This is a genomic window from Trichocoleus sp. ST-U1, assembly GCF_039961835.1.
Classification (GTDB): Bacteria; Cyanobacteriota; Cyanobacteriia; order Cyanobacteriales; family FACHB-T130; genus FACHB-T130.
Window position 1 is genome coordinate 23,740 of the sequence record NZ_JAMPJZ010000024.1, and the last position, 18,672, is coordinate 42,411.

The 18,672-nt window shown below is 46.1% G+C and carries 17 protein-coding genes; 11 read left to right on the plus strand and 6 right to left on the minus strand.

Annotated features, from left to right (window positions below):
• Nucleotides 1-219: 219 nt before the first annotated feature.
• Together NDA06_RS11285 and ahcY are read right to left on the minus strand one after the other, a co-directional pair.
• Nucleotides 220-837: a DedA family protein gene (locus NDA06_RS11285; protein WP_190674580.1), complete on the minus strand. Its 618-nt coding sequence runs from the start codon at nt 835-837 to the stop codon at nt 220-222.
• A gap of 480 nt (nt 838-1,317) precedes the next feature.
• Nucleotides 1,318-2,595: an adenosylhomocysteinase gene (gene ahcY, locus NDA06_RS11290; protein ID WP_190411155.1), complete on the minus strand. Its 1,278-nt coding sequence runs from the start codon at nt 2,593-2,595 to the stop codon at nt 1,318-1,320.
• 297 nt (nt 2,596-2,892) lie between these two features.
• Between ahcY and NDA06_RS11295 the strand changes: the two genes are divergently transcribed.
• From NDA06_RS11295 to NDA06_RS11310, 4 genes are all read left to right on the plus strand, one after another.
• Nucleotides 2,893-4,521, plus strand: a complete 1,629-nt coding sequence (locus NDA06_RS11295) for a mechanosensitive ion channel family protein (RefSeq protein ID WP_190985981.1) — start codon at nt 2,893-2,895, stop codon at nt 4,519-4,521.
• A gap of 81 nt (nt 4,522-4,602) precedes the next feature.
• Nucleotides 4,603-4,863, plus strand: coding sequence for a hypothetical protein (locus NDA06_RS11300; RefSeq protein ID WP_190411235.1), 261 nt, complete (start codon nt 4,603-4,605; stop codon nt 4,861-4,863).
• Between the two features lie 263 nt (nt 4,864-5,126).
• A complete protein-coding gene (locus NDA06_RS11305; RefSeq protein ID WP_190411157.1) occupies nt 5,127-5,495 on the plus strand; it encodes a hypothetical protein in 369 nt (122 codons plus the stop codon).
• Between the two features lie 172 nt (nt 5,496-5,667).
• A complete protein-coding gene (locus tag NDA06_RS11310) occupies nt 5,668-6,045 on the plus strand; it encodes a hypothetical protein (RefSeq protein ID WP_190411158.1) in 378 nt (125 codons plus the stop codon).
• 116 nt (nt 6,046-6,161) lie between these two features.
• Here the strand turns inward: NDA06_RS11310 and panB are convergent, their stop codons facing one another.
• The 4 genes from panB to NDA06_RS11330 all read right to left on the minus strand — a co-directional run bounded on the left by panB (nt 6,162) and on the right by NDA06_RS11330 (nt 9,658).
• Nucleotides 6,162-6,950, minus strand: a complete 789-nt coding sequence (gene panB, locus NDA06_RS11315; RefSeq protein WP_190411159.1) for a 3-methyl-2-oxobutanoate hydroxymethyltransferase — start codon at nt 6,948-6,950, stop codon at nt 6,162-6,164.
• 85 nt (nt 6,951-7,035) lie between these two features.
• Nucleotides 7,036-7,569 carry a hypothetical protein gene (locus NDA06_RS11320; RefSeq protein WP_190428493.1) on the minus strand — a complete coding sequence of 178 codons (534 nt, stop codon included), beginning with the start codon at nt 7,567-7,569 and terminating at the stop codon, nt 7,036-7,038.
• Nucleotides 7,570-7,661: 92 nt separating this feature from the next.
• On the minus strand, nt 7,662-8,774 hold the full coding sequence (locus NDA06_RS11325; RefSeq protein WP_190985982.1) for a two-component regulator propeller domain-containing protein: 1,113 nt from the start codon (nt 8,772-8,774) through the stop codon (nt 7,662-7,664).
• A gap of 158 nt (nt 8,775-8,932) precedes the next feature.
• Complete coding sequence (locus tag NDA06_RS11330) at nt 8,933-9,658, minus strand: hypothetical protein (RefSeq protein ID WP_190985983.1); 726 nt, start codon at nt 9,656-9,658, stop codon at nt 8,933-8,935.
• A 271-nt stretch (nt 9,659-9,929) separates the two neighbouring features.
• On the opposite strand from NDA06_RS11330, the gene NDA06_RS11335 reads away from it, so the two are divergent.
• From NDA06_RS11335 to NDA06_RS11365, 7 genes are all read left to right on the plus strand, one after another.
• Complete coding sequence (locus NDA06_RS11335) at nt 9,930-11,360, plus strand: form I ribulose bisphosphate carboxylase large subunit (RefSeq protein WP_190411163.1); 1,431 nt, start codon at nt 9,930-9,932, stop codon at nt 11,358-11,360.
• Nucleotides 11,361-11,452: 92 nt separating this feature from the next.
• The gene (locus NDA06_RS11340) at nt 11,453-11,851 is read left to right on the plus strand and encodes a chaperonin family protein RbcX (RefSeq protein ID WP_190411164.1); all 399 of its coding nucleotides are present in this window, start codon (nt 11,453-11,455) and stop codon (nt 11,849-11,851) included.
• Nucleotides 11,852-11,947: 96 nt separating this feature from the next.
• The gene (locus NDA06_RS11345; protein ID WP_190411165.1) at nt 11,948-12,283 is read left to right on the plus strand and encodes a ribulose bisphosphate carboxylase small subunit; all 336 of its coding nucleotides are present in this window, start codon (nt 11,948-11,950) and stop codon (nt 12,281-12,283) included.
• Nucleotides 12,284-12,420: 137 nt separating this feature from the next.
• Entirely contained in the window at nt 12,421-13,728 is a 1,308-nt protein-coding gene (locus NDA06_RS11350; RefSeq protein WP_190411166.1) for a ribulose bisphosphate carboxylase small subunit, read from the plus strand.
• 914 nt (nt 13,729-14,642) lie between these two features.
• Nucleotides 14,643-16,112, plus strand: a complete 1,470-nt coding sequence (locus NDA06_RS11355) for a hypothetical protein (protein WP_347277037.1) — start codon at nt 14,643-14,645, stop codon at nt 16,110-16,112.
• An 87-nt stretch (nt 16,113-16,199) separates the two neighbouring features.
• Entirely contained in the window at nt 16,200-17,507 is a 1,308-nt protein-coding gene (locus NDA06_RS11360; RefSeq protein ID WP_190985984.1) for an O-antigen ligase family protein, read from the plus strand.
• 87 nt (nt 17,508-17,594) lie between these two features.
• Complete coding sequence (locus NDA06_RS11365) at nt 17,595-18,581, plus strand: glycosyltransferase family A protein (protein WP_347277036.1); 987 nt, start codon at nt 17,595-17,597, stop codon at nt 18,579-18,581.
• Nucleotides 18,582-18,672: the final 91 nt, after the last annotated feature.

Here is an 18,672-nt window from a genome sequence, read left to right on the forward strand (position 1 = left end):
CAAACCAATTAAATTTTTTCGGAAAGTACCCTAGTTCTTGAATATTTTTTTATAGAAATCCTATTTAAGTTATAAACGGATATTTGCTTGTAGAGACGCGATATATCGCGTCTCTACAGAGATTCACAAATCATTGAGGATGGCTACACCTATAAAATGACTTAGCCATTCTGGGAATCAATGATTCTTTGTAAATAACCAAGCTTTTCCTCTTCACGCTTACTTGTTGCCTTTGTTTTTTTGCTTTTTCCTAACTAACCAGACAACAAAAGCGACAATAAGAATCACAAACACAATTTTAGAAACAGGCCCAAGATGCTCATCTACAAGCTCATAGTTTTCGCCTAGTGCGTATCCGGCATAAGTCAGCAAACCCACCCATAATGTAGTGCCAAGGGTTGAGTAGATTAAAAAAGGCAATAAAGGCATCCCGCTGATGCCTGCTGGAAGCGAAATTAAAGTGCGAACTCCAGGAACCAAACGGCAGAAAAACACTGCTTTACCGCCGTGCTTATCAAACCAATTATCTGCCTTGTCAATATCCTTGCTGGATAACCCGATCCACCTGCCATACTTATTCGCTAATCGCTTTAAGTTTTCTTCGCCTACGAGTTTACCCACGTAGTACCACGGCAATGCACCCAGCATCGTGCCGATTACTCCCGCTGCAATCGCTCCAAAAAAGTGGATCTTGCTATTTGGTTGCGTTGAGACATACCCTGCCAAGGGCATAATCAGTTCGGAAGGGATGGGGGGAAAAAGATTTTCCAAAAACATCAGTAGACCAATTCCCAAGTGACCGAGGGAATTCATGGTGTTCGTGATCCATTCCTGCATAAGTTAGTGTTGGGTATTAGGGGACAGTTATTTTAATTGAAAATTTCAATACTTCTGGCAATCGCATTGTCTTAACGTCACAATTAAACTGTTAAGTTTAGTGAACAAGCTAAGTTTGCTTAACTTTATCAGGTTTTCGAGAATCTGAAAATTGATTTATCTAAATCTTCATCGTAAATTTGCAATATCCAATTTTTGCAGTGAAAGTTTTATTGGCAATTTGAAGTGGCAATCATTCTTTCAATTGCCCTTTTTTACTAAAGACAGGTTTCAGTTTTTAGCAAGCTCAGATTGACTGCATTAAGAATCTCGTGAGGTTGAAAAGCTGTTGAGTAACCCTAACGTTTTCTGGGTCAGTTTCTACAACTGAGGCTGTTCTTGCAAAATTTTCGGTAATACAAACAAACAATCCGGATAAGTGGCAATCCTGAGTTGTTACTACATGATGACGAAGGGTGGGCATTGCCCACCCTTACCGATTTAGGTTCCAGAAGTCCAAGAATTGATGTACTCAATTTGGTCGGGTGTCAAGCTGTCAATTTGAACGCCCATTGCTTGCAACTTCAGCCGTGCAATTTCTTTGTCAACCTCGACTGGAATGGAGTGCAATCCAGGTTCCAGGTTGCCTTTGTTCTTAACGAGGTGTTCGCAAGCTAAAGCTTGGTTGGCAAAGCTCATATCCATCACTGCGCTGGGATGTCCTTCCGCAGCCGCCAAGTTAATTAAACGCCCTTCGCCCAGCACAATAACCGATTTACCATTCTGGAGGCGGTATTCTTGGGTGAAGTTCCGCGCTTCTTTGACTTCAGTCGCTTTGGCACCCAACGACTTGAGGTCAATTTCAATATCAAAGTGACCGGAGTTGCAAACCATTGCCCCGTCTTTCATCACATCGAAATGCTCGGCGCGAATGACGTGCTTGTTGCCAGTGACAGTAATAAACAAATCGCCTACGGGGGCGGCTTCTGCCATTGGCAGCACTCGGAAGCCATCCATCACCGCTTCAATTGCTTTAGTGGGGTCAATTTCGGTGACAATCACATTGGCACCCATTCCCCGCGCCCGGAGTGCCGTGCCTTTGCCGCACCAGCCATAACCGGCGACAACAATCGTTTTACCAGCGAGCAGAACGTTGGTGGCGCGAATAATCCCATCCAGAGTAGATTGCCCGGTACCGTAGCGGTTATCGAAGAAGTGCTTGGTGTCAGCGTCGTTAACATTGATGGCGGGGAAAGTGAGAACACCATCTTTGAACATGGCACGAAGACGGACAATGCCCGTTGTGGTTTCTTCGGTGGTGCCAATCAAATCTGCAATCTGGTGTTGACGTTCCTGAATCAGAGTAGCGACCACATCACTACCATCGTCAATGATGATGTTGGGTTTGTGATCCAAGGCGATTCGCACGTGGCGACTGTAGGTATCAGCGTCTTCGCCTTTGATGGCAAATACGGGGATGCCATGATCGGCAACCAGGCTAGCAGCCACGTCATCTTGAGTGGAGAGGGGGTTGCTGGCAATGAGGAGGGCATCAGCACCAGCGGCTTTGAGAGCGATCGCCAAGTGCGCGGTTTCAGTTGTGACGTGGCAGCAGGCGACTAACCGAATCCCAGCGAGGGGTTTTTCTTGGGCAAAGCGATCGCGTATTTGTCTCAACACGGGCATCTCTCTACCCGCCCATTCGATGCGTTGTTTACCGAGAGGCGCGAGGGAGAGGTCTTTGACTTCGTGCTTGGGCTGAGTAACAGTTGCAGTCATGAAATTGCTTGCTCAACAAATATTTAAGTTGCGGGTTTTTACTAGGTTACTCGACTAGACCGCTAAAAAGGTAGCCTGATTTTTTAGCCCCACCCCACCAGCCACACAAAGGTTTGAGGCTGGAAGAAATTCAAAATCGAGCCAGAACCCTTACTCTGCCAAGTTGTTGCTTAACTTCTCGCTTTGGTGTGAAGTTACCTGACAAAGGGGTTGTTAGGCTGGGTGGGGATTATTTAAGTAAGCAAATGTACTTAAGTTTACCCAAATACCTGTGTTCAATGCATTTCGGAGGTTTGAATGCCTTCTCAATCTTCTTGGGCGATCGCTGGAACAATTCTGTTGACTGGTTGGGTAGCATCTCCCATCCAAGCTCAAATTCCACTTCCGCAGAATTTAGAACTGCCCGCGCTTAGCCTACCCAGTAGCGATGCACAAAGCCGAATCATGTCTGGTTGCATCCGCTTGGATGGTCGCTGTCTGTTTCAAGTCGCCGCACCCCAGTCGGAATTACCCACACGTATCCAAGATATTCAGCAGAGATTGGAAACAATTAGCAGCCAATACTTGCAGGAGGATGCCTCAAAACTCCAAATTGAGAGCAAAAAGCAAAATAATTTGCCAGTTATCTATGTCAATGACCAACCCCTGCTAACCGTGACACGACCCGATGCCGACTTACAAGGGGGAGACTTAGATACACGGGCAGAAAAGCTCAAAGAATCCTTACAAGAAGGACTGAAACGGGCGAAACGGGAGCGACAACCGCAGTTTTTAACTCGTCGAGGTGCGATCGCGGGCGGGTTTTTGGTAGCAATGATTGTGAGTAGCTGCGCGATTAACAGTACTTCCAAGCGATCGCGACAACGGTTAACCGGCACCACCACTACACCTACAGGTCATCCGGTCACAACCCAGCTGGCTCAACAACAACAAGGGAATTTACAAGAAGTTCAGCGCCGCTTGTATCAAATGGCGCAAGCCAGTATTTGGGGCGGGGGAACCCTCATCGGGCTTGGTTTATTTCCCTACACCCGCATCCTACAGGTTTTGATGCTCAACGTTCTCCAAATCCCTTTGCGACTGGGGATTGTCGGACTAGGGACTTATGTTGTCATACGTTTGAGCTACGTCTTGATCGACCGCTTCGCTGGCGCTTTAGCCAACAGCTATTTACTCACGCCCGAAGCCTCCCGCCGTTTGCAACTGCGAGTTTCGACAATTTCCGGTGTCACCAAAAGTATTACCACCCTAGTCTTGTTAGGAGTGGGTAGCTTGGTCGCCCTGACGACATTAGGCGTGGAGATTGCCCCCTTACTTGCCGGTGCTGGCTTGGTTGGCGTTGCGGTGTCTCTTGCCTCCCAAAACCTGATTAAGGACGCGATTAATGGGTTTTTAATCATTGTGGAAGACCAGTATGCGGTTGGCGATGTGATTGCTGTAGGCGACGTAGGCGGTTTGGTAGAAAACATCAATCTGCGGATTACTCAGGTACGCGATGCTGAGGGTCGATTGATTACGATTCCCAACAGTGAAATCAAAATTGTCGCTAATCTTTCCAGCAACTGGTCGCGGGCAGACTTAAATATCCCTGTCGCCTACCATGCCGATGTCGATCAGGCGCTGAAGCTGATTGACACCATTGCCCAAGAAATGAGCCGTGACGTGACATGGCAAGAGCAAATTCTGGAAAAACCCCAAGTCCTGGGAGTCGATAATTTTGGGGAACGGGGCGTCACGATTCGGGTATGGATTAAAATCCAGCCCTTGAAGCAATGGGACGTGGCGCGGGAGTTCCGCCGCCGTCTAAAAATCGCCTTTGATGAGACGGGCGTGCCAATCCCGCTACCCCAGCAGGAGATTTGGTTTAACCGTTCTCTGCCTGCAAAATCTCAGATAGATGAACACGAATCTCACTCGCCAATTTAGTACTGATGTACTATAATAAAAGGGTAGGCAAATCCAGTCAAGAAACCGCCTGAACCCCACATGGAGTCAAGTATTCAAGCCATGACCAAGCACTACATTCTCAGCCTGAATCCGACTGCTCAGCATGACTGGGATCGTTGCACTCTCAGAAACCCTATCACTGCTGAACGCCCAGACTTAGCGAGTTTGATTGCCGAAGCTGTGGGAGCGGATGCCGGTTCTTACCTGGTAGCTGTCCATATTGAAGTCCAAGTTTTGGAAAAAGCACCAAATCTGCAACCAGAGCGCGTTCATCTGGATGTGCAAGTGACGCCGAAGCAGCTCAAGGAATTAGTCGCGTAGAGGCGGAATACCAACTAATTTGGCATTTCAGCAATCGTTGTTGTAAACCCGCCCTCCGGTTTAAAGTTGAAATCCGGCGAGGGTGGGGCTACAAGAACGCAGCCGCCTTTCATGAAGGCTAGTACAAATTTTTTACAGCTTCTCATGTCCGGACGACACTAGGACAAGGCAGTGCCGTTCGCCTACCGACGCTACGGAAGTCCGCTTTCGGTGGACTAGTACAGATTTTTCTACAACAAGTATTCTTCAAGAAGAAGATGCAAATGAAACTGAGTCAATATCCCGCTGCGATCGCTCAAGCTGCTCATACTGTGAATGAAGTGGATGCTCAGCTTGCCGCCGCTCATCTGGTGATTAACCGCATGGAAGGCAATGCTGACAAAACGGTGGCATTTGAGCAAGATTTGAAAAATGACAATCAACGCAAGGCGCGTCGCTTTGAATTACTGATGGTGAATTTGGAGTATCAGCAGGCGCTGAATACGATGATGCGCTTAAGTGCTGAAAAAGCCAATGCGGTGGCTCACCTGGAGTATCTCCGCAACCAGTTTAGCGTTGCCAAGCTGGAAACACGTCTTGCGATCGCCCGACAGCTTGCTGGTTCCGAAGCCTTGGAACTGGTGGGTGTGTAAGCGATAAAAGCTTCACCGATGACCAGAAGATGGGATAAGTCGGTGTTTCTACAAACAAGTGGGGGTGGGCACTGCCCGCCCTTTTTTTGTCGCACCACAATGGCAATGCTTTGGCACAATAGTTGTAATTGCCTATCTGAATTCCAGATTGGCTACCTTGAATAACAATCCCATGACTATCGTTACATCGGCAGAAATTGAAAATTTTCGTTCCGAATTGGCAGATTATCCAGACGCTCTGGCAGCTTTGGATGTAATCGAGGATTGTGAAGGAGATTTAGAAGATGCGGCGATGGTGCTGGCAATTCGAGTCGGACAGCAACCAGAGATAGCAAACGCAGAATGGTTGCCGATTTTAACTAAAAAATGCCGCGCTGTTATCTGCCAACAAGAATTTCGCGATGAGCTGGTTAATGGAAAATTTGCCCGGATGATGGGGCATTTGGCAGCCACAAAACTTTGCCCAAGCCCTTTAGTAACGCCCGTTTTGATGTATGTGGCTCAGCAGGGTGTGAAAAATTTTTGCGAACCTTTCGATCCGGTATCCTAGCCACACAAGCTTGTTTTTAAATGCAAAGAACCCAAAAGTTAAGAACGCCAAGGTACGCAGAAGAAGGATTCTCTTTGCGTACCTTGGCGTTGAAATAAGAATTTTAGGAATGCTGTTTAGGGTTGTGGGGAATCAGGAAACTGTCGCGATCGCACTTCGCTACCGTAATTCTGCACTGCTTGGGTAATTGTTTCTCGCAAATTGGCGTAAGATTTGGCAAAGGGCGGCTGGCGTTCGGAGAGTCCTAGCAAATCGGCGGTAACGAGTACCTGTCCATCGCAATGCACCCCAGCCCCAATTCCTATCGTCGGAATCGATAATTTTTGGGTAATCTGCAATCCCAAATCGGATGGGATATGCTCCAAAAGCATCGCAAAAGCACCTGCTTGTTCCAGCGCGATCGCTTCTTGTAAAATTTTCTCTGCCGTTTCTGGTGTTTTCCCCTGCTGTCGGTAGCCTAACTGATGTACCGATTGAGGAGTCAGACCCACATGACCCATCACCGGAATGCCTGCTTGCACGACTCTGGCAATCGTTTCCACCATTGCCGGATATCCTCCCTCCATTTTCACCGCCTGAGCGCCAGTTTCTTTTAATACTCTCCCAGCTGAGTGAATCGCTTGCTGAGGACTTTCTTGATAACTCAAGAATGGTAAATCGCACACGACTAACGCCTGTTTGACACCGCGACGCACGGAGGATGCATGGTGTAGGATTTCATCTAGCGTCACCGGCAGGGTTGTCTGATAACCGAGTGCCACCATCCCTAGGGAATCCCCCACCAGAATCACATCCACTCCAGCGGCGTCTAAAAGTTGCGCGATCGCATAATCCCAAGCTGTCAACACGACAATGGGACGCCCTTGTTGTTTCCACTGGATTAATTGCTGGGTGGTGACTGCCATTTTTTAGATGCGATTTTGAGAAGGTTGTTAATCATTGGTAGGGATAGGCTAGAACCCACCCTACTTGTAAAAATTAACAACTATTTCAGCGCTCCGGTTTCATCGTTTGCACAAATCTTAGAAAATCGTCAGTTTCCCAGCCGTCTTCAATATCTAGGGTCTGTATGTTAAAAACTCCTACAGAACCGTCAGTCAGTTCGACTTCCATCGGCACTGTTCCACCAAGACCATAGGTGTTCACTACCTGTTCTACCAGAGTACAAGGCATATTGAACGTACCCATATCGATTCTGCCATTGTTAGCTCTGTAATCCCAAACGACTACCTTTTCAATTCCAGCAGAATAGGGTTGCTGACAGTAGAATCGATGACTCAAGGCAATCATCCGCGCCATGTGGACATCGTAGCGGCGCATCTCACCCCCGAAAGCAGAAACAGTTGTGTTTCGATCGGGGACTTCAAAGTAACCCAGTCGTACGTTAGCACTGGCATCGAGGGTATTTTCTAATCGGATGGTATTGATCCGGATGTCTGCTGGACTAGCAGCTTGAGCGATCGCAGAGAAAGCTGTGGCAGCGATCGCTGCACTTACAACAGTTTTGGCAAATTTTTTCAGCATGGAAGCGTCAATCTGTTAATGACTCAAACAACCTGTAACAGACTTCAACTTCCGGCTGACTTATTCCGTTAATCTAGACCCTGACAAATTGTTTACTCTTCTCCCCGAACGAAGGCTAAGTGCGGGGTCACGCGCCCCGTCGTCAAGCTAATCCAAGCGAGTCCTTCACTGGTTCCCACCCACAACTTATCGGCAACATCCGTTGATAAAGAGAGTATCCGGCTGGAGGGGAGGTCGCCAACTCGATCCAGAACCGCACCCGTATCCGGATTCAATCTCAATAAACCATTATCTGTCCCCACCCAAACGCTCCGATCTTGGGCAAAGCGCACAGCGGTAACGTTGCGTCCCCTGAGTGGCGTCACCGACCGCAGCACATCCCCGGTTTTCGGGTCAATGACTAGCAAACTGCTGGGCGTTGCTGCCCAAATCCGTCCCTGTGGATCTAGGGTGAGAGCTTGCACTGTGGTGCCGGGAATATCCCTCAGCCGCTTCATCACAAAAGCATTGGCGGTATTAATTCGCACTAATCCTTCTAAGGTTCCAACCCATAACTGACCTTCGCGGTCGAGGGTGAGGGCATTCGCTGACACTCCGGGAAGCTTTTGCACCGTTGTCATTAACAATCCCTGGTCGGGACTGATCATGGCAAGACCGCGATCGCTTCCTACCCACAGATAACCCCGTTGGTCAGTCAATAGCGACAACACCCGGTTAGACGGTAAGGTGAAATTTTGCGCCGTCACTTCATTGCTGCGGGGATCTACACGCAACAGTCCTTCGTAAGTTCCCACCCAAACTCGTCCCACTCGGTCTTGCGCTAACGCGCCGATGGTATAGTTCGGTAGAGCAATCCGAGCCAAAACATTGCCTGTCCTCGGATTTATCCGCGCTAAACTCTGCCAGGAACCAACCCAGAGACTGCCGGTATAACCCGGTTGCAATGCAGTGACGCGAAAATCTGCGGGTAGGGGGGTGGCTTCTTGCCGTCGGCGTTCGGGGGGCAAGGGACGACCTCCAGGCGGCGGCGATGAGGGTGGATAGGTGAGTAGGTCATCTCCCCGGTCTACCTCCGTAGATTGTTGAGCTAGTACGCCACTACCACGGGTCTGTGAATCTGATTGGATGATTCCCCATACTGGTAGGCTTAAAGAAAGCAGCGTAGCACTAATAAACAAACCGATACGCTCACTCAAGAATGCCATCGCTAATCTCCTTAGAAGAGGCTTTGCTAACGTGCCTCTCTTCATTTAGCTGAAATATAAGTTCCTACTACATTTAAGCCTGTGTTAGCGACAGATTGAAAAATTAGAACGAAGTCGCGATCGCAGATTGCATAACTTGAGTATATGTACTCAACAAATTAATCACAAACACCAAATGTTTTTAGTTTGCCATTGACAAAGTAGAAAGCATTTGAACAGTATGCAAGGGTGCCAATTTCTAAATATTGAGGGACACCGGCTGAATCAGTTGGTAGTGCTTTCCAGAGTTCAATTGCTGGTTTTGCTTTAAAAATTTGCTGTTCGGATGTTCCAGATTTCAAAGGAGAATATTCGCGGGCGGCTGGTCCGAGTTCTCCGGATGGTTTGAAGCTAATCGCTGTGTAAATAGTGCCTTCTGAGGAGTCTGGAAGATGGCTGAAATCCTTAACCACGGCTGAATCGAACTGTCCGTTGCTCTGGGTAATGGCCATCAAAAATCGAAAATTATTATTTTTAGGGTTGACTAACAATAGAGCGTAATCTTTCTGCTTGTCTTCGTTGAAGTCAGCAGTGAAAATGCTACAAGTCGTTCGCTGTCCGGGATTTTCCCGCTCGTATGCACGAATGGAAGCGACAAAGTCAGATTCTTGCGCCAAGCGATACTCGCCCAAGGTTGCTTGGAGAGATTTGGGGATTTCTCCTTGGCACTGAGGTTCTGGTAGCGCTGTCATGGATGGGGCTGCTTGAGTCCCGATGGAAGCGGGATCGCGGCGAGAGGCCGTCACATCGGTTAATGTACTCAGCGGCAGATGGTTGGATACAGCGAGCGCACTACACGCTGCCAGCATCAAGGATGCGGCTAGGAGAGAAACTTTTTTTAGCATTCCCAACAAAAAACAACGACCCTATAATATTCGGTGCGCGATCGCTATTTTCAGTGATTTTTATTCATTTACTAATTGTTTCCAAAAGTCAAGTCTTTATTTGTAACAAAACCTATAGATTTATAGGCAATAAGTAAAGCTTATGTTTACAAAAAGAAGATTAGAATATCAACTTATTACCTTGCTGGTATAGTTAAAAATTAATAAAGAAAAAAGTTATGGGATCGCTTAAACCCGTAACAACATTCAGGATTCCCTCAGGAAGGAAGACATGTCTTACTCTCAAACAAAAACTCAGACAAAGACTGGGTATAAGGCCGGGGTTCAAGATTACAAACTCACCTATTACACCCCAGACTATACCCCCAAAGATACTGATGTCTTGGCGGCTTTCCGGGTTACGCCTCAGCCTGGTGTTCCTCCAGAAGAAGCTGGAGCTGCTGTTGCTGCTGAATCTTCCACAGGTACCTGGACAACAGTATGGACAGACCTGCTGACAGACCTGGATCGTTACAAGGGTCGTTGCTACAACATCGAGCCAGTACCAGGCGAAGACAACCAATATTTTTGCTATATTGCTTATCCCCTGGATTTGTTTGAAGAAGGTTCTGTTACCAACTTGTTGACCTCTCTGGTGGGCAACGTGTTTGGTTTCAAAGCCTTACGTGCGCTGCGCTTGGAAGACTTAAGAATTCCTGTTGCGTACCTCAAAACCTTCCAAGGCCCTCCTCACGGGATTACCGTTGAGCGCGACAAACTGAACAAGTACGGTCGTCCTTTGCTGGGTTGTACGATTAAGCCGAAGCTCGGTTTATCAGCTAAGAACTACGGTCGTGCCGTCTATGAAGTCCTGCGCGGTGGTTTGGACTTCACCAAAGATGACGAAAACATTAACTCCCAGCCTTTCATGCGCTGGCGCGATCGCTTCCTGTTCGTTCAAGAAGCCATCGAAAAAGCTCAAGCTGAAACAGGTGAAATCAAAGGTCACTACCTAAACGTGACGGCTCCCACCTGCGAAGAAATGATGGAACGGGCTGAATTCGCTAAGGAAATCGGCACACCGATCATCATGCACGACTACCTGACGGGTGGCTTCACCGCTAACACCACCCTCGCTAAGTGGTGCCGCCGCAACGGTATCCTGCTGCACATTCACCGCGCTATGCACGCTGTGATTGACCGTCAAAAGAACCACGGTATTCACTTCCGCGTTCTCGCCAAGTGTCTGCGGATGTCTGGTGGAGACCACCTGCACTCCGGTACCGTCGTTGGTAAACTGGAAGGCGAAAAAGGCATCACGATGGGCTTTGTTGACCTAATGCGTGAAGACCACATTGAAGAAGATCGCTCTCGCGGTATTTTCTTCACCCAAGACTGGGCTTCTATGCCTGGTGTGATGCCCGTGGCTTCTGGTGGTATCCACATTTGGCACATGCCTGCTCTGGTGGAAATCTTTGGTGACGACTCCTGCTTGCAGTTCGGTGGTGGAACCCTTGGGCACCCCTGGGGTAACGCACCTGGTGCAACCGCCAACCGTGTTGCTTTGGAAGCTTGTGTCCAAGCTCGTAACGAAGGTCGCAACCTGATGCGCGAAGGCGGCGACGTGATCCGCGAAGCTTGTAAGTGGAGTCCTGAGTTGGCGGTTGCTTGCGAACTTTGGAAGGAAATCAAGTTCGAGTTCGAGGCAATGGATACTCTGTAATCTAATGACAGAGTCATGATTGTTGAGTGCTGAGTTAAACTTAAACAAACTCAACACTCAAAATTCAGAACTCTTTAGGTCTGGGGTCAAATATGGATCTCAAGCAAATTGCCAAAGACACGGCTAAGACACTGATTAGCTACCTGACTTATCAGGCAGTGAAAAATATCGTGGCTCAGTTGAGCGAAACAAATCCTCCTTTGGCAATTTGGCTGAGTAACTTTTCTAAAACGGGCGTCATCCAAGATGGAGAAGCTTACGTCAAGGAATTACTCAAAGAAAATCCAGAGTTAGCGCTTCGGATTATGACTGTGCGCCAGCATCTTGCAGAGGAAGTAGCAGACTTTTTACCTGAGATGACTCGCACTGGTATTGAGAAATCTAATATCGAATATCGGCGTCAACATCTGGAGCGAATTACGCTACTTACTTTACCTGACCCCAGCTTCCAGCCGGAACAACAAACTGAATCACCAGGCGAGTCTGGATAACCTCGACCGTCATCTGACAGAACTCTTCAACTTTGGACGTTAGACCGCATCAAGCGTCCACTTAGCAGACATACCTACAAGGAAGACCACACAACTATGAGAACTCTGCCTAAAGAGATTCGTTTCGAGACTCTTTCCTATTTGCCAGCGCTTACCGACGCGCAAATCAACAAGCAAATCCAATACATCCTCGACCAAGGCTATATTGCAGGGGTTGAATTCAGCGATAGTTCTGCACCGGAACAGCACTACTGGACATTGTGGAAACTGCCTCTGTTCAATGCTACGACAACCCAAGAAGTTCTCACTGAAATCAAAGCTTGCCGTTCTGAGAACCCCAACGCCTATGTCCGAGTCATGGGCTTTGATAACATCAAGCAGTGCCAAGTTCTCAGCTTCATCGTTGGGAAACCAAACCAAAGAGGTTACTAAACCTTAATTAGTCAGGTGGGCGCTGCCTAACCGACTCACTTTTAACTCGTTCGTGCAAAATTGGAGAGGCAGAGCAATCTACCTCTCCAATTTGTTTGTTTGATGCCTAGCAATCGGAGCATTCACTTTAACAGACTATGACCTACTACATTTCTCCCCGCTTTTTAGACAAGCTGGCGGTTCATATCACCAAAAATTTTCTTGACCTCCCTGGAGTACGAGTTCCTCTGATTCTCGGAGTTCACGGACGGAAGGGAGAGGGAAAATCTTTTCAGTGTGAATTAGTATTTGAGCGGATGGGCATTGAAGCTGTCCATATGTCGGCAGGGGAACTGGAAAGTCCAGATGCAGGAGATCCCGGGCGTTTGATCCGCCTGCGCTATCGGGAAGCAGCAGACTTGATCAAGGTGCGCGGCAAGATGTGCGTGCTAATGATCAATGATTTGGATGCTGGGGCAGGGCGCTTCGATCAAGGCACCCAATATACGGTGAATACTCAGCTGGTGAATGGCACGCTGATGAATATTGCTGATAAACCTACAGATGTGCAACTTCCTGGCAGTTATGATTCCACGCCGCTACCCAGAGTGCCGATTATTGTCACAGGCAATGACTTCGCCACCCTGTATGCGCCGTTGATTCGGGATGGTCGGATGGAAAAATTCCACTGGGAACCCGATAGAGATGACAAGATTGGCATCGTCGGAGGCATTTTTGAGCCAGATGGATTATCTCGCAGTCAGATTGAACAGTTAGTCGATCGTTTTCCCGATCAAGCGATTGATTTCTTTGGTGCAGTGCGATCGCGCATTTACGATGAACAAATCCGCTCTTTCATCCACGACATTGGGATTAACCGGGTTTCTACTAGGGTAGTAAACAGTGCTGAAGGACCACCAGTGTTCAAAAAGCCTGATTTCACTCTTTCTCGCTTAATCGAGTTTGGCAACCTGATGGTTCAAGAACAGCAGCGAGTTCAGAATTCACGCTTGGTAGAGGAGTACAATACAAGCCGACGCTCCGTGACTCCAGAAGTTAGGGATGTGCCTCAGATGTCATCCCTACCCCCGGAAAATCGGAAGACCGTTGTCCGCAATGAACTGGCGAACGAGCCATCGCACCCCCATGAGTCCGATCGAGGTAACGGTCACAGCAGCAACACTCAGGTAAATAGTGCCCGAATTAGTCCAGAGGTGCAGCAACAGATCCGGGATCTACTTGCCCAAGGCTATCGCATTGGTATAGAACACGCAAATGCACGTCGGTTCCGCAGCCAATCTTGGCAAAGCGGCGATCCCATTCAGACAACAAATGCGTCGGAAGCGATCGCTGCTTTGGAAGCTAGCTTGAGCGAGCATAATGGGGAGTACGTGCGCTTCATTGGCATTGACCCCAAAGCCAAGCGGCGCGTTGCAGAAACGATTATCCAACGTCCGAATAGTTAACGTTTGTAGTGTAGTATTTGCGGGGAAAGCGATCGCTCTCTTGGGGCGACCGCTTTTGTTTATCCTAGTGAATCGACGATTCAATAAGAGGGAGATGGGAACAAAAATTTGTTAATTTCGTCGCCCTTTGCGGTATAAATTTACAATAACGAAGTGAGCGATCGTGATTAAGATATAGAGGCTCATCAAATCACAAAATCAATGCAATTTCTGTAAAGTTTAGGTAAAGTTGCACGATTTTTGTGCAATTTTTTGATGAATTTTTCATTGCTGAGATAGCGATCGCTTAATCACTTTACTTGTCACCGTAGCAGAGCGATCGCTATCTCACGAGCAATTGCTCAAACAGCCTGCCTGTGCCTCTTTCGACACGTTTTTAGTTCGCTAGATTTGCACTTTGGTTAAAAAAAATCATGCAGTCCATAATCATCCTCTGGACTGATGTTTCGCTATGTAAAGCCCCTTACGATGAGATGACACTAAAATTATGTTTAATGATTCCTTGAACCGAATCATTTCATCGAAATCTAGGCTGTTCTTGAATACGAGTAACTAAGCTTTTTCCGGGTGTTTCTAATGCGAAAAGCGAAAAACAAATTATAGGGTGGATAGAAAAACATTCTATGTTGCAATTGCAGTCAATCAAAAGGCTTTTTAGTAGTTTTTAAATAGCTCTTGAAATTGCATTTTAGCTATTGTTTGAAACTGAAAACATCAAAGCGTTTTATCTCAATCTCTTCACGAGAGCAATGATAAACCACTCCTAAAAAGTAGCAAAGTAAAGGCTGTGTATACTCTAATAAGAGAAGGTTATACAAAACTATTGAATCAAGATTGCCATTCAGTCCTTGAGCCTAGCTATTCAAAGAGACAAACAATCGCAATAACCCTAGTGTAAGCCTAATTCTTTGACTATGAAACGCCCGATTACCTCTCCCCATGAAGATTTGGCTATTACTGACTCTGCAAGTATTTCTAAATCTTCCCCAAAATCGACAAGGTCTCAAGGAAATTGGATGCGTTACTTAGTCTTAGGACTATTAACTAATGCAGCTATTTGGGGAGGAGCTTTATATTATATAAAAGTTACCAAACCCAATTACAGCACTGAGTTAGCGCTTAGTTTACCCTCAGCCGGTTCAGCCAGCAATATCAACCTGCCAGGGATTGGGCAAGCTTCTTCTAAAAGCGACTCTCCCTACATGAGTACGAATCAAGATCCCAGAGAGAACTATAAATTTCTAGCTCTCAGTAAGCCGGTCTTGGAGACTGCTGCTAATAAGCTCAATATGCCCTTGCAAGATTTTGGTAAACCCAGAGCTAAAGTATTAGACAACACTACGCTGATGACTTTTGAGTTTCAAGGAACGACTCCCGAAGAAGCTTATAAAAAATCTTTAGCGCTCTACGAAGCCTTGCAAGTAAAAATCAACGAACTGAGAATTAAAGAAGCCGCTCAGCAGGATAAAACGCTACAATCTACCCTTGGGGAATCTCAAAAAAAATTAAAAGCAGCGCAAACACGCCTATCTGAGTACAAAGCGCGTTCGGGTTTAACTTCTACGGATCAACTTACGAACCTTTCACAAAATATTGAACAGCTACGCCGACAGCGGGCAGAAGTAGTAGCTAAACAGCAAGATGCGAATGCTCGTTTGCAAGGACTATCTAGTAGCTTAGATTTATCGGCTAAACAAGCAGCAGATGCTTTTGTTCTTCAAGCCGACTCCCTATTTCAACAATACTTACAAGACTATAGTGAAGCGAACAGCCTCTTCGTTGCTTTGCAATCAAAGTTTTTACCCGATCATCCTGCTCTAATTCAGCAGCAGGCAAAGCTAAATGCCGCTCAAACGGCTTTACTGAGGCAGGGGCGATCTCTTTTAAAGCGACCCGTTACGATAGCAAGTCTAGAAGAACTTAACCTGAGCAAAAGTGGTGGATCGGGAACCTCGCGGGATGCTCTTTTCCTAGAGTTAGTGACAGTGCAGACAGAGGCACAAGGACTCCAAGCAGAAGCGCGATCGCTCAACCAACAGCTTGCTCTACTTGAGAGTCGCCTCAAGTCACTTGCACAGCAAGAGGTTTCATTAGCCGACCTGATGCGAGATGTGCAAATTGCCGAAGCAGTTTTTTCTTCTACTTTAGCGAGATTGGATTTGAGCAAGTCAAATATATCTTCCTCTTATCCTCAACTTCAAATTTTTACAGAGCCTACAATTCCGACTTCTGCGAGTGCCCCCAATAAGAAATTAGTTCTGCTAGGTGCAGCCTTAGGTTCCTTGTTTTGTACTAATGGACTACTGTTACTGTGGCTGCGCGATCGCAAAATTTCTCGGTCTTCTGGGCTAGTTAAACATACCTACTTGGATACCAGTCCGTAATCACTGGAAATCGATTCAGATTTCAGGAGATAAACCGCAGCAACAATATTGTTTTGATTAGACCCAAGATGCATGAACCAGATATCAATGAAACCTCAAAATCTTGAAGAAAAGTTGATTTGGTATTACATTACCTGGATTTATGTAATTCACATTCTTGGGCTACAAATGACCTTAGTGCCTATACTAGCTTGGTTTTTCTTGTGGCGTGTAGGAAAGAAACTGTGGAACCAAACAGAGAATACGCCCACTGAGGAGAAAATAACCATTCCCACAACAATCTGGGTGTGGATTATTTGTATCTTAGTCATGGAGGTGGCTTTAATTGCTGCTCACATGAACTTCAATCTAGGATTAGGCAAAATTCTGAACTCATCAATCAATTGGGTTGTAAGATATGCTCCCTTAGCGTTATTTCCTCTTGCAGGCTGTTTAAAAATTCGACCTCAGATAATTTATAGAGCAGCTTGCATACTTTGTCTGCAAAGCTTAATTGCTGTGATCGTTTGCTATACAGCGTCTAGATTACACCTACCTTCTCATATCTACACTTCCCCTTTGCGGCTCATAGAACGTAGCGGTCTTGCCTACTACAGTGTTAACCTCTACGGTCTCGATCCTGAAGGAGGTGGAGTTCGTCTTGAATTGTTTACGCCCTGGGCACCTGCCTTGGGAATGGTAGGAAATATCTATTTCTTTCTAGCAGCGCAAGAATCGAACAAAAAATGGCGATTCATTGGCATGATTGGCGCGGTTGCAATGATTGTGGGTTCGGTTTCGCGCTTAGGTATTGTATCTCTTCCTTTTGTCATATTTTCTACTTGGGCTTTATCAAATTTTACGAAACCTTATATACAGCTCATAGCCGGACTCGCCAGTTTTATTATGGGAGTGTTTTCTTCCTGGCTAATCAATTCATTTAGAGCTTTCTCAGATATGTTCTACCAGGCTAGAGCTGGCTCTTCTAGAGTGAGAGATATATTGGCTCGCCTAGCAGTAGAACGTTGGAAAGAAGCTCCTATTTGGGGACATGGAATTGGTGAATTTAAAGGACCTGCTGTTGCAACATTCAAGCCAATCGGTTCTCACAATACTTGGTTTGGTCTTCTGGTAACGAAAGGAATCGTAGGGTTTACGGCACTTGTCATTCCCTTGGCTTGGAGCTTCATAGATTTAGTAATTAAGTCGCAAAGTAGTCGAGTTTCACGAGTAGGATTAAGTATAATCTTGGTGATATTTATGTTTACTTTCGGGGAAAATATAGAGGCTCTTGCCTATGTTTATTGGCCTGGGTTAGTTATGTTAGGAATTAGCATCAAAGAAAAGTTTCCTAGCTTTTTATTCACTGAGACCAATATTCCTGAAAACGGTTATAGAGTCAAAACAGAACTTTAAACTGTTTACTGATGATTGAGGGGAATTAAGATAACATTTTTTTTTATTAGACTTACACAAAGGTTAAACTAAATGCCAGTAATATCAGTGGTAATTCCGGTCTACAATGCTGAACAAACAATCTTGGAAACGGTTAAATCTGTTCAGCAGCAAACATTTTCAGACTTGGAAATAATTTTAGTTGATGACGGATCGAGTGACAAAAGCGTAGAACTGCTTAAAGGAATTGTTGATGAACGGGTAAAAGTATTTGTCTATAAAAATGGCGGAGCCGCCGTCGCTCGCAATCGCGGTTTAGCTCACGCTAAAGGTGAATTTATTGCCTTTATTGATGCAGATGATTTATGGACACCAGACAAGCTAGAACTACAACTTGCAGAATTAAAAAAGCACCCAGAAGCAGGAGTAGCTTATAGCTGGACTTCTTTTATAGATGAAAAAGGAAAACTTTTATATGTGCAGCAACCCGTATATTTTGAAGGAAATGTTTATCCACAATTATTAGTCAGCAATTTTCTAGTTTGTGGGTCAATTCCACTGATTCGTAAGCAAGCAATTGAGTCCGTTGGGGAACTCGACCCAGAACTGAAATCTACTCATGATTGGGATTACTGGCTCAGGTTAGCAGCTAAGTGGTCTTACGTTCTAGTTCCTCAACATCAAATTTTTTATCGTCAAGTACCTGGCTCAATTTCTTCCAAGATAGAGGTTAGGGAAAAATATAATCTGATGGCGCTTGAAAAGGCTTTTCAAACAGCGCCATTAGAGTTGCAATCTCTCAAGAACCAGAGTTTAGCAAATGTTTATCAGCACCTCGCCGATCTGTATTTAACTCGTAAAGCAGATCCTGATGCAGTTAAGCAAGCGGGTTACAAACTAAAAACGGCAGTTCGTTTGTATCCAAAAATGCTCCTAAATAGCAGCGCTCAGCGCTTACTGCTGAAATGGCTGGTGATGCGATCCCTTTCCCCTAAATTCGCTAACTATTTTCTGCAGATATCTACTAAATTTCGTGATTTTCGATATCAACGCTGGAGTAAAAATTTAGCAAATATCGGTAAGGAGACGCCCTGAATTCAGTTTGAAAACCGACCAAAGCGAGGGAATTTAGAAGAAGGGTTTAAATCCTTCTATAAATATCAGAAATAATTAGCAATTTTTAAAT